Below are 11429 nucleotides of genomic sequence, written 5' to 3'. Positions count from 1 at the left end.
CTCGTTTGAATCTGAAACCTACCGGCAGGGAGTGGAAACGTGGTATAAACCAGCGCGTTTTGGAAGGCAATCAGGGCGAAGTACGCATTCAGGCTGGGGTTGCAAACCACTACGGTAAAATGCCGGTATAAATGAACCGGCAGTGCACTGAAAACCTGAGATCGATTCTTAATCTTCATCAAAGTGCACAAAAAGTCCCCTCCTTACTATTCAGACCGGAGACACTTTTTTGTTTTTTAGAATCGAGCTCAGGTTGAAAGGATTAAAAGCCACAGTTTCCCGGGGATAAAATTATCCGGCCTGATTAATCTGTGATCTATATAACATCTGTCTTCTGTTACATAACACTTCCGGTTTAAAAACCAATCATCTTACCTGCTTATTGGTTGGAATCCGAAAGGATGAATTTAACTTGACAAGAACAATTTTAAAAAAAGGAAAAGATGAAATTTTATTTTATATCAATCATTACCATTATGGTATTGGCGGCAGGTACGGTAACAGCACAGCACACAAATATTGGTATTAAAGGTGGTCTGAATTCATACAATATCAATAGTGACAACGGTTCAGGTTTTGACTCTAAAATAGGGCTTCATATAGGACTGCTTGGACATATTCACCTGAAAGATCAGATAGCATTTCAGCCGGAACTGGTCTATTCCATGCAGGGTACAGAGTCCGGCAATACGGATATAAATCTGGATTACATAAATATACCGCTTTTGTTTCAGTATATGTATGACAATGGATTCAGAATTCAGGCAGGCCCGCAGTTAGGGTTTCTGCTAAATGCTAAGGCGGAAAACGGTTCTTCAGTGGACATAAAAGACGATTTTAAAACCATGGATCTGGGTTTAAGTGTTGGCGCAAGTTATGTGCATACTCCTACAGGATTTGGTGTTGATGCCAGATATAACCTTGGATTAAGCGACATCTCCGAAAATTCAAGTAATGAGTTAACAAACAGGGGAGTTCAATTAGGAGTCTTTTACCTTTTTGGCCATAGAAATTAGTTGTAAGCAGTCGAAATAGCAGGGCTCACTAGTAGCAGTAAAAGGTAGCGAGATACTTATGCTGATCTAAAGATGCGGTATCTTTCAGATGAGTCTGTGAACCTGGTGTTGGATTGAAAGGGTACTGCCTGCCACCTGACGGGGCAGACGAGGTAGTGTCCAGTGGCGTTTTTTTCAAAGATAGTGCATCCTACTGGGTACTTTTTTTAGGTTTCTTCTTTGAACACAGAACAGATCAACAGCCAGCCTAAAAAACCATCCTTGCTATGTATATATAATACCTCAGTGTAAGAACATACTTTGTTGCCCGCTACAGTTATGTTGTAAATACCCCGGCACAAATCGCTCCGGCAGGTGCGATATCTTTGTATATAGATGGGTGCATGTAGCCTCAGCCGCGCCGTAGGTGCGGTATCTTTCAGATAGGTCTGTGAACCGGGTTCTGGGCTGAGAGTGTACTGCCGCCTGACAGATGTAGTGGTCAGGGACTTTTTTACAAATATAGTGCACTCTACGGGGCATTTTGTTCTTTGGGTTCATACTTGAATGCAAAACAGATCCTTGTGCTGAAACTCATAATTCCATAGTAGCAGCTCATCTCAAATGCGAAATAAACCGCTCACGTTTACAACTCCATCCTGATACCGTAAGTCCAGGCTATTGAGTGGCAGCGATAGGACCGCAGCCTGGAGACCTCTCTGCCCCATTTGCAGGTGATTAAAAATGTGCAATCCAAATCGGCCTGTTATCAAACCCCAACTGTTCACTGAACCACTGTCAACTGTCTGATAACTCACTTTACTCAAGCCGTTGCTTCAGAGTATTTAAACTCCGGATCACCAAACTTTTTAAGCGTTCGATAGTGTGATGCCACCGCTTCAATAAATGTTTCGTGATGATTGTATGGAATATCAAACTCACGGGCAGTCTTTTCAACGATCGGGCTGATGGCCGGATAGTGAACACTGCATACTTTTGGAAAAAGATGATGTTCAATCTGAAAATTGAGTCCGCCTACAAACCAGCAGAGCGCTTTATTATCACGGGCAAAGTTGTTAGTGGTTACCATTTCGTGGATCATCCAGTGCTCATCGATCATATTCTCTTCATCAGGTTGCGGATGATCGGTCTCCTCTACTACGTGCGCGAGCTGAAAAATAATTCCCAGAATAAGTCCGGCGGTTAGGTGCAGTGTAGTAAATCCTATTAAAAGATGAACCCAGGTAATGTCGAGAAGGAGCAGAGGCAGTACCAGCATAAACGTATAGTAAGCTGCCTTTGTCACAAACAGGATCACCCATTCGCTGATCGGATGGTTTTTATTATTGTAAGGGCCAATATTCGGTTTCAGGAAGTTTACATAGTCTTTGATAAATACCCAGAAGAACGTAGCCAGGCTATAAGCAAAAAAGGCCAGAATGTGCTGCACCCTGTGGACCATTTTATATTCGGAATGAGGCGAAAGTCTTATAAACGCTGCTACCTCAAGATCCTCATCATGGCCATGTATATTGGTGTAGGTGTGATGAATGATGTTGTGGGTTATTTTCCAGATATAACCATTGGCACCCAACATATCGAATGTAAATCCCAAAGCTCGATTGATATGTTTATTTGAAGAGTAGGCCCCGTGAAGTGCATCGTGAGAAACTGAAAACCCGATTCCTGCCATACCTATACCCATCACAAATGTCAGGAACCACATTGCTCCGAGAGATAGCTGCCCGGAAATTATTAAAGCATATGCCCCCATATAGAGAGTGAGCAACAGTATAGTTTTTACAACCATCGCCGAATTGGCGTTCTTTGAGATTCCACTCTCATCAAAATATTGATCTACCCTTTGTTTTACGGTTTTCCCAAATTCACGGCTTGTGCGGTTGTTAAACGTCACTTTTTCAATAGCTGGCATGATGATTTAGCTTAAATTTGATACACATTTCAATAAAAAATGGCAATACATTCGCGGGACAATATTACATAAGTTTTTGATAGATAAAAGAGAATATGATTCGCTCTGAGATCCGGCTCAAAATCAATAGTCTTTGCTAACATCCGCCTTCTGCTTGCTTAATTCTATAGAATTCTAACAACGGCGAAGTTTGTCTGAGGGAAAAGATAAGAAAAGGTTTGAAATCATATAAGTTTGTTGAAAACATCCAAAACCACTCCGGCTGTTGAAAAAAGAGATTATATTCACACCTCATTTCTAAAAGTTTCGACCAGAATGGATCCCGGTAATGAGCTGCAATCCCTCAAAACTGTAATTTATATAACAATACAATTTTCGGTTGTAACGCATCTGGAGTAGAGTTTTCCAATCTTATCAGACGTAAAAGAAAAAACGAAGTATTTCTTGGAGAATCATTGACGGTTTCTCGAGGAATTAAGACTAACATCCGCGAAAACCATCATTACACTATTTCAATATCATGAAAGATGAAATATTAGAATTTGAAAAATCAAAAGCTCACATCATTGTCGAGATCATTGAATACGTCGCTGATTCGGTTGTGATCAAAACGATCATCAAAAAATCAACCGGGAATATCAGTGCCGTTTCGATTGACAGTGGTGAAAAACTGGAAGAAAAAACATCTCCCTTCGATACATTTATTCAAATCATTGACGGAAAAGCGGAAATTATTATCGAAGATGACTCAAAACTTTTGGAGACCGGAGAATCTATTATCATCCCGGCTCACTCCCCTTTTTCAATAAAGGCAAACGACCGATTTAAGATGATATCAACTATAATTAAAAGCGGATATGAGGACGTAAGCTAATGAACCCACTGAATAACCTATATAAAGTGATTACCGAGCTGAATGAAATCAATAAGGACGAATGCCGCGCTGTGATGACGGATTACGACAGTTATTTAGATACCGTTCAAAACAAAATCTATGATCAAACTTTTAGGGCACAGTACAGTAATGCAGAAAAGTTTTATAAAAAAGGAAATAAATCCGGTGAAAAAAGATCACTGATATTTGCTATAAATGTCAGTGAATCAATAAAATCAATGAATAAATATTTAAGTAACGAACATATACGAGACTATGTAACCGGTAGAATACTCACATCTGGAAAAATTGCGCAAAGGCTGGATTCTTTAGGCGGAATAAGATTGAGATAATGTTGTTTAAAAGGACCTGAGCTTTTTTAATTTATTCATAGCAAGAGGGTGGAAGAAAAAGAGAGCTTCCATCCTCTTTCTTTTAAAATGTATGTTTTGAAACTGCATTCAATTTCAAAAAAAAAACAAAAAATACAATTCAAATTTGCAACGCTAATAAATGATTGATTCAAACAATAAGGACATTCAGAATAAAAAATTTTCAAAAATGTCCGAAAAAAAGCTGTATGTAAAATATGTGGTCTGTTTACGTGATAAAATAGTTCTGCAGTCGGAGTTGGACAGGATGGGATTTCACTATGAAATAACAGTACATGGTGCCATTCGCTTTCTCAAAAAGTCCACAAAAGTCCAATATCAGGAGTTAAAAAAGAACTTGTTAAAGAAAGGGTATATTCTGCTTGATGAAAAAGAGAGTGTACTGATTGATCGGATCATTAATACCATTATAGAAGTCATTCACTATTCGGAGTCGCTGCCAAATCTGAATTTCCATGATATAGTCAATAAACATGTAATTTCGGGAGAAGAATCTCTTCTGAAGATCTTTTCCGACGTAAAAGGTATGTCAATATTACAATTTATTGTCGTTCAAAAAATTGAACGGGCCAAGGAGCTGATGCTTTACGAGGATCTCTCTCTCAAGGAAATAGCAGAAATTCTAAATTACAAAAATAAAGACTACCTGGCGGCCCAATTTAAAAAAACAACAGGTTTAACACCTCGCTATTTTGAGCGTTTAAGAAAAGAACGCATGGCCATTGTAGAAAAACATACTGCTGAACTAAATTCGGAAAATGCGAAAACAAGCTAGTGATATTTGTCGTTTATGTTATGGTAGGTTGGTTTAATATCTTTTTTTAAAGTTGTTCCTCTGCTAATCTACGCGCCCCTCTCCATCGAAACAGGTCTTTTTTAACTCATCTTATTTCCATCAGGGTTCATTTAAGCGATTACAGTAATCTTTGTAATCTTTAGGTGATAAAGTGTAAAGGGTTTTAAACTCAGAATGATCATCTTTAGTTGTGATAATTATTTCACAACTGTCCCACAAGTTGTGGGAACCAATATAAACGATTATGAAAAATTTTATGACAAACGGACATCTATTTTTACTGTTTTGTTTGGCTACGGTATTTGCTGTATCCGCCTGTTCTACAACAGGTATGCAGCGGTCTGAGGATGTTCAATCCTCCATGCAAACAGTTGATAATGATATCAAGCGCATTATTGTACAAATTGAAGCCATCGACGCATCTCTGGATGAACTCACCAAACCGGGTCAGGCAGATTTAAAAAGAGCCTTTGACCTGTTTTCGGATAATGCGTCCAAAATTAAAGACATGGAGAAAGATTTTTCAAATCATGCCTATCGAATGGAAACCAGTGGAGAAGAATATTTTGCTGCATGGGATAGCGATAAAGAGAGCTATGATAATCCTAATATCCAGAAGCAAAGTAATGAACGTCGTGCCGAGCTTGCACTAACCTACGACAAGATTGCTGAAAATAATATTGGTGTAAAGGAAGCATTTTTGACCTATGTTTCTGATATCAATGAAATCGAACAATTTTTATCGAATGATTTGACAAGTGAAGGAATCAATTCAATCTCGCCCATTTCAGACGATGTAGTGGATAACGGCACTCATCTGAATAATGAATTACAGAACCTTCAGAACGCCATTACCGATGCACGAGTAAAAATGAGACAGAGTTAATACTCACTCAATTGTGAAATAGTAAAAAGTAATTATACCCCCCCAAAAAAAAGGCGGACTCAGTAATTGAGTCTGCCTTTTTTTATAGACCTTATAGTTGAACCGGAGTAATGGAAAAGCACATAAAAGCGTGCAGTGATATCTATAAGTATTCAATTTGTCAATTCAACGCACCTTTACAGTCCGGTTTGTACTTTAATTAAATTGATGAATCAATTTATATAATTGACCCTTGATGATAACTGCCCCTGAAGTCAACGTTTGATTTAAAGGTCATTTTCTACCCGGTAAAATCCTAAAATGCAATGAAAAAAGCGTTCATTTTCACACTAATCACTTTGGTGATCATCCTTTCAGGGGTATTCGTATGGCTTCGGTACGGAGTTGATCAGGAACATATTCAAGACATGCTGGCCGATACCCTGGGACCGGCCTACATCGTGGAGATAAATACTGCCCGTGTGTTTCCGCTGAAGCAAGCTGTTTCTATCGGTCAGATTTCGATTTCGTCAACCGGCGACAACCACACCATTTTTCAGAGCGATACCCTCCACATTTCCGGAATAAGTCCAAATCTTATCTTTCGTAAATCCATCAATTTCTCAAAAGTCAGAATGGATTCGTTTACTATTGATTGGAATATTTCACCGTCATCCGTTGACGATGAATCCAGTAGTAAATCTTCTTTTAGAGAGTTTGAAATAGAGTCGCTTGACCTTACCAACGGGACAATTATTGTAGGCAAAAATGGAAGGGAAAGTAACCGCATAAACGCCCTCAATCTGAATGCAGGTCTATCTATCGAATTCGTGGCTGAATCCGACTCCGTTGAATCGCTGCAATACAATGTTGCTGTAGACTCACTTGGATTTCTTTTCTCAGAAGATCGGAACCGGCTATCACTTTCCGGATTACATTTCAACCACAAAGATAGCTTATTGACGTTATCCTCCATGAAGCTGATTCCGGTAGGAGGATATAGTCAGTTTACGACTTCTCTTGAGTTTGAAGCCAATATGTTTGAAATGGAAATAGCGAATTTTACGGCTTCAGGGGTTGATCCGTCCGCTTACCACAATCAGAATATTATCAAAGCCCGGTTACTGGATTTTGATGCATTCCACATTCACATTGCCAAAAACAAACAACTGCACGATAATCCGAACAAAAAAGCTCCAACGCTGCTCAATAAATCTATTCAGAATCTGCCATTTGCCGTTCAACTTGATTCCCTGCTTTTCAGAAACACAAACATTCAATATTCCGAGCAAGATGAAAAAGGCACTCGCCCCGGCACCATCTCTTTTATGAATTCCACGATTCAGGTCAGTGATGTAAATTCTCTTTCTTCAGAACCGGCACACCTGAATGCAGTCACGTACCTTCAAAACCATTCTGAACTCAACACAGAATTGAATTTCACACTAAATGACGGACCTTTTCATATGACAGGTGCCGGCAACCTTCAACCTTTTGATTTAAAAGAGCTGAACTCCATCTTTATGGATCTGAGCGGGATGGAAATTGTAAGCGGATTTGCACACGAACTTGATTTTAATTTTGAAATGGTGGACGATACCAGCTCAGGGAACATGCATCTTTTATATGAAAATCTGAAAATGGAAATCGTAGACAGAGATGATTATCACGTAAATTTCGCAAACTCCATAAAAAGCTATGTAGCCAACAAAGCGGTTGTGAGGTCTGAAAATTTAGCGGATTCCACTCATCAAGGTCGAGCCGGGGAAATTGATCATATTCGTGATCCTGAATCATCCTTCTTTAAGTACCTATGGCAAACTCTGCGATCAGGTATTTACGACATTCTTTTACGATCATAGGCAGGTTGAATTATATCCAATATTCCTGCAAGGATTTGCATTCAAAAATATAAGACACAAAAAGGTCTAAATATAAATTCTGGACTTTTTGTTACAAATTTATCTGAGTAACAATCAGATTTAATGAATTTTTAAAGGATAAATTAAATAACACCCGACACTCAATTACCCCTGAGTCAGCAGAATCAAACTATCTTCCAGTGCACCAACCGAGTGAGAAGCTTCGGCAGGAATTTCTACCTCGTCATGCTGCTTCATCCGGATATCTTTTCTTCCCTGGTGATAAATTACATCACCTTCTAAAACCAGTAGTTTGGTGGTATGGTGGGCTTTATGGTCTTCAAGCTTCATTCCTTTTTTAAAACCAAAAAGCAAAACCTTAAAATGTTCACCTATGTGAAATGCCTTTGCAACCGGTTTTTTTGATGTCTCGAGCTGTTTTTTAATCTCATTTACTGTCATAATTATGGTATCTATTTAGAGATGTAAATTGTAAAAAATAATAGATTTGAGTATCGATCTCATTTGCCACCAAATCTACCGGACTCCTGTTTATTTATTGATCATGCTTGGCAATAACCCATACCGCGTGAATAATGCCGGGTATGTATCCTAAAATAGTTAGTAAAATATTGAGCCAAAAAGCTCCACCTATTCCAACCGTCAAGAAAACACCTACAGGGGGCAAAAGAATGGCTAAAATTAATCGAATGATGCTCATAAACTTCGTTTTAGTAATTAACTGAATACAATACCTAAATATACAAGTTCAAACCACAAAAGCTATTCCACAAGATCAACTATTCAGTTCTTCTTAACGAGTGAATCATATTAAGTTTTAACAATAAAAAACGAAGCGTTTTAATCGTCCGGGTTTCGGATGCTCATTACTCCTGGCACTAATCAAATTGTGGGAACAGTGTTATTCAGACTCAAATGGGCCAACATGAATACATGGTGAATCCTTATTTAGATTTGATCTAATTAAATTTTGCATGAAGTAATGATCTTCTTAAATTAGATTCATTCTAAATAATCATCACAAACCAAAATTAATAACCGTAAGTTTTACCAAAGAATGAAAACGATAAGATTATTACTCTTACCTCTTTTAACACTCATTTTTTTTGTTTCATGTGATATTAACAGCAGTGACGACGAAGATATTGAAGTGCCCCCTACTTATGAATTTGAACGTAACGGAGAATCAACTGTAGCTTTCTCAGGACAAACCACCCGGATTAAAATGGCAGACGAACTGTTCGCCGCCATGCTCGATTTTGACAATACCACAGAAGAACTTCTGCTTCAGATGTACCGTAACCAAGATGAAAGCGGCAATGAAGTAGATCCCTATTCAGATGAAGAACTCAACGCATCAACCAAAAGTATTAAAAGTAAAGTAGCCGCTTCCCGCGACTATTTTACATCCAATGCTTCTCTCAGTGTAGAAATAAAAAATGATTTCGAAACCTGGATGATCGGTCAGGTAAATGAAGTATTTCCTAACCAAAATCAGCTTGCATCCCCCGGCGTACCCGGACAGATTGCAGATGGATCCGGTGAGCGCTACATCAACGGACAAGGTCTTGAATATGACCAGATGGTGGCCAAAAGCCTCAACGGTGCACTTATGGCCGACCAAATGCTGAATAACTATCTCAGCCCCGCCGTTTTGGATGAAGGTTCCAACCGTGAGGAGAACGATAACGGAGAGACTGCTGAAGGCTCTAACTACACTACTATGGAGCACAAGTGGGATGAAGCATACGGATACATTTTCGGAACTTCAGCCAATCCTGCCAATCCGGTTGCTACCATTGGAAGTGACGATATATTCCTGAATAAGTATACCGGATCGGTAAATCAGGATGATGATTTTAACACTATTGCCGAGGATATCTTTAACGCATTCAAATTGGGTCGTGCCGCTATCGTTGCCGGGGATTATGAAGTGCGTGATGAGCAAGCCGCCATTATTCAGGAGTCTATTTCAAAAGTAATAGGTGTTCGTGCAGTTTACTATCTTCAGGCCGCTAAACGTCAAATTGAAGATGATCAACTAGGATCTGCATTCCATTCCCTCTCTGAAGGATATGGATTTATATACAGTCTCCAGTTCACCCGTATACCGGGAACCGAACAGCCATACCTAACCAACAGTGAAGCAGAAGCCATACTCACCGATCTATTGGATGACGGCGAAAACGGACTGTGGGATCTTGAAACGTCAACACTTGACGATTTATCTGAACAAATCGCCGACAAATTTGATTTTACACTGGAAGAAGCTGCTTCTAATTAAATCAATATCCTTACACGTTAGCTGGCAGCTGAAAAATGGCTGCCGGCTTTTTGTACCAAAACAAACTATGATCATGAAGAAATTTGCTTTATTCATTTTGTCAATTATTCTCTTTTGGGGCTGTACGGATGATGGCCCATCAGGACCAAGTGCAGATGATTTCGACCGGGAGGCTATTTTAGAAAACTGGGCGGATAATATAATTATCCCATCGTTTACCAATTTTTCTGAAACCACCGGTCAGCTTCATACATCGGCTGAAACCTTTGCTGCTGATCCCACACAGCAAAATCTCGAGTCACTGCGTAACAGCTGGGAGACTGCCTACCTGGCCTTTCAGCACGTTTCCATGTTTGAAATGGGAATTGCCATGGAGTTCCGTTTCCGGGACTATTTAAATATCTACCCTACCGATGCCGAAGAGATTGAAAACAGTATTCAATCCGGAACCTACAATCTGGAACTGCCATCACTGACCGATAGTCAGGGATTTCCGGCTCTTGATTACTTGCTGCACGGCCTCGGCGAAAATGACGATGAAATTCTCTCGCACTATACCACAGATGCCAATGCTGAGAACTACCGCACTTACCTGACCGACATTACAAGCAGAATAGATAATCTGACCCATCAGGTGCTGGACAGCTGGACTTCCGGTTACCGAGATGAATTTGTAAATAACTCAGGTAACGGTGCTAACTCCTCTCTGGACATGATGGTGAACGACTACATCTTTTACTACGAGAAAAACCTCAGAGCGGGCAAGATTGGAATTCCTGCAGGCGTATTCTCCGGCACCCCGTTGAGCAGCCACGTTGAAGCATACTACAGTAATGGTTTTTCCAAGGCATTGTTTAACGAAGCCCTGACGGCAAGCGTCAACTTTTTTAATGGCATCCATTTCGACAGTGAAACCAACGGGCAAAGCCTGGATGATTACCTGGACTACCTGAATACTATGAAAGACGGAGCGGATTTAACCGGGTTAATCAACAGTCAGTTTCAACTGGCTCACGACGAAGCTGAAGCTTTAAATCCCGATTTTGCCGCACAGGTAGAGTCGGACAACACGCTGATGCTTTCTACCTATGATGAACTGCAGAAAAACGTTGTGAACCTGAAAGTGGATATGCTTCAGGCTCTCAATATTAACGTAGATTATGTGGACGCAGACGGCGACTAACCATTGAATTCAACAACCATTCGCTCCTATTTTACCGATACTCAGAATGCTGCTCCATTAGCCGTTTTTCGAATTTTATTCGGAATTCTGATGCTGTGGAGCATCGTTCGTTTTGCGGTCAACGGCTGGATCTACAAGCTCTACATTGAGCCACAATTTTTCTTTTCGTACTACGGCTTTGAATGGGTGCAGCCGATTGGCGAATGGACCTATCTTATTTTTAT

Annotated in this window: 14 protein-coding genes; 10 read left to right on the top strand and 4 right to left on the bottom strand. The window is 39.8% G+C overall.

Features of this window, described 5'->3' with window-relative positions; all coding sequences use genetic code 11:
• Nucleotides 1–443: 443 nt before the first annotated feature.
• Nucleotides 444–1016, top strand: a complete 573-nt coding sequence (locus ACESM0_RS09940) for a porin family protein (RefSeq protein WP_372906053.1) — start codon at nucleotides 444–446, stop codon at nucleotides 1014–1016.
• Nucleotides 1017–1615: 599 nt separating this feature from the next.
• Here ACESM0_RS09940 and ACESM0_RS09935 read toward each other — a convergent pair.
• Both ACESM0_RS09935 and ACESM0_RS09930 read right to left on the bottom strand, forming a co-directional pair.
• Nucleotides 1616–1813 (bottom strand): hypothetical protein, encoded by a 198-nt coding sequence (locus ACESM0_RS09935; protein ID WP_372906051.1) that lies wholly within the window; start codon nucleotides 1811–1813, stop codon nucleotides 1616–1618.
• A 5-nt stretch (nucleotides 1814–1818) separates the two neighbouring features.
• Complete coding sequence (locus ACESM0_RS09930; protein WP_372906049.1) at nucleotides 1819–2928, bottom strand: fatty acid desaturase family protein; 1110 nt, start codon at nucleotides 2926–2928, stop codon at nucleotides 1819–1821.
• Nucleotides 2929–3165: 237 nt separating this feature from the next.
• Between ACESM0_RS09930 and ACESM0_RS09925 the strand changes: the two genes are divergently transcribed.
• The 6 genes from ACESM0_RS09925 to ACESM0_RS09900 all read left to right on the top strand — a co-directional run bounded on the left by ACESM0_RS09925 (nucleotide 3166) and on the right by ACESM0_RS09900 (nucleotide 7717).
• Complete coding sequence (locus tag ACESM0_RS09925; RefSeq protein ID WP_372906047.1) at nucleotides 3166–3327, top strand: hypothetical protein; 162 nt, start codon at nucleotides 3166–3168, stop codon at nucleotides 3325–3327.
• A 121-nt stretch (nucleotides 3328–3448) separates the two neighbouring features.
• A complete protein-coding gene (locus tag ACESM0_RS09920) occupies nucleotides 3449–3802 on the top strand; it encodes a cupin domain-containing protein (protein ID WP_372906045.1) in 354 nt (117 codons plus the stop codon).
• 26 nt (nucleotides 3803–3828) lie between these two features.
• Complete coding sequence (locus ACESM0_RS09915) at nucleotides 3829–4155, top strand: hypothetical protein (RefSeq protein ID WP_372906044.1); 327 nt, start codon at nucleotides 3829–3831, stop codon at nucleotides 4153–4155.
• 208 nt (nucleotides 4156–4363) lie between these two features.
• The gene (locus ACESM0_RS09910) at nucleotides 4364–4969 is read left to right on the top strand and encodes an AraC family transcriptional regulator (RefSeq protein WP_372906042.1); all 606 of its coding nucleotides are present in this window, start codon (nucleotides 4364–4366) and stop codon (nucleotides 4967–4969) included.
• A 265-nt stretch (nucleotides 4970–5234) separates the two neighbouring features.
• Entirely contained in the window at nucleotides 5235–5876 is a 642-nt protein-coding gene (locus tag ACESM0_RS09905; RefSeq protein WP_372906040.1) for a hypothetical protein, read from the top strand.
• A gap of 305 nt (nucleotides 5877–6181) precedes the next feature.
• A complete protein-coding gene (locus ACESM0_RS09900) occupies nucleotides 6182–7717 on the top strand; it encodes a hypothetical protein (protein WP_372906038.1) in 1536 nt (511 codons plus the stop codon).
• Between the two features lie 165 nt (nucleotides 7718–7882).
• On the opposite strand, the gene ACESM0_RS09895 is transcribed toward ACESM0_RS09900, so the two are convergent.
• Both ACESM0_RS09895 and ACESM0_RS09890 read right to left on the bottom strand, forming a co-directional pair.
• Nucleotides 7883–8179: a hypothetical protein gene (locus tag ACESM0_RS09895; protein WP_372906036.1), complete on the bottom strand. Its 297-nt coding sequence runs from the start codon at nucleotides 8177–8179 to the stop codon at nucleotides 7883–7885.
• A 94-nt stretch (nucleotides 8180–8273) separates the two neighbouring features.
• Nucleotides 8274–8438 (bottom strand): YqaE/Pmp3 family membrane protein, encoded by a 165-nt coding sequence (locus ACESM0_RS09890; protein WP_372906034.1) that lies wholly within the window; start codon nucleotides 8436–8438, stop codon nucleotides 8274–8276.
• Nucleotides 8439–8795: 357 nt separating this feature from the next.
• On the opposite strand from ACESM0_RS09890, the gene ACESM0_RS09885 reads away from it, so the two are divergent.
• The 3 genes from ACESM0_RS09885 to ACESM0_RS09875 form a co-directional block, all read left to right on the top strand.
• Nucleotides 8796–10022: a DUF4856 domain-containing protein gene (locus ACESM0_RS09885; RefSeq protein WP_372906032.1), complete on the top strand. Its 1227-nt coding sequence runs from the start codon at nucleotides 8796–8798 to the stop codon at nucleotides 10020–10022.
• A gap of 73 nt (nucleotides 10023–10095) precedes the next feature.
• The gene (locus ACESM0_RS09880) at nucleotides 10096–11205 is read left to right on the top strand and encodes an imelysin family protein (protein WP_372906030.1); all 1110 of its coding nucleotides are present in this window, start codon (nucleotides 10096–10098) and stop codon (nucleotides 11203–11205) included.
• A gap of 3 nt (nucleotides 11206–11208) precedes the next feature.
• On the top strand, nucleotides 11209–11429 hold a 221-nt coding region (locus ACESM0_RS09875), incomplete at its 3' end, for an HTTM domain-containing protein (protein ID WP_372906029.1).

This window comes from Rhodohalobacter sp., from assembly GCF_041686455.1.
GTDB lineage: Bacteria > Bacteroidota > Rhodothermia > Balneolales > Balneolaceae > Rhodohalobacter.
The sequence above is the reverse complement of the archived record's forward strand: the minus strand, read 5'-3'. Positions and strand labels throughout refer to the sequence as shown.

Coding starts and splice junctions, on each gene's coding strand:
- ACESM0_RS09940 (WP_372906053.1), top strand. CDS start 444: ATGAAATTTTATTTTATATCAATCATTACCATTATGGTATTGGCGGCA.
- ACESM0_RS09930 (WP_372906049.1), bottom strand. CDS start 2,928: ATGCCAGCTATTGAAAAAGTGACGTTTAACAACCGCACAAGCCGTGAA.
- ACESM0_RS09920 (WP_372906045.1), top strand. CDS start 3,449: ATGAAAGATGAAATATTAGAATTTGAAAAATCAAAAGCTCACATCATT.
- ACESM0_RS09910 (WP_372906042.1), top strand. CDS start 4,364: ATGTCCGAAAAAAAGCTGTATGTAAAATATGTGGTCTGTTTACGTGAT.
- ACESM0_RS09905 (WP_372906040.1), top strand. CDS start 5,235: ATGAAAAATTTTATGACAAACGGACATCTATTTTTACTGTTTTGTTTG.
- ACESM0_RS09900 (WP_372906038.1), top strand. CDS start 6,182: ATGAAAAAAGCGTTCATTTTCACACTAATCACTTTGGTGATCATCCTT.
- ACESM0_RS09895 (WP_372906036.1), bottom strand. CDS start 8,179: ATGACAGTAAATGAGATTAAAAAACAGCTCGAGACATCAAAAAAACCG.
- ACESM0_RS09890 (WP_372906034.1), bottom strand. CDS start 8,438: ATGAGCATCATTCGATTAATTTTAGCCATTCTTTTGCCCCCTGTAGGT.
- ACESM0_RS09885 (WP_372906032.1), top strand. CDS start 8,796: ATGAAAACGATAAGATTATTACTCTTACCTCTTTTAACACTCATTTTT.
- ACESM0_RS09880 (WP_372906030.1), top strand. CDS start 10,096: ATGAAGAAATTTGCTTTATTCATTTTGTCAATTATTCTCTTTTGGGGC.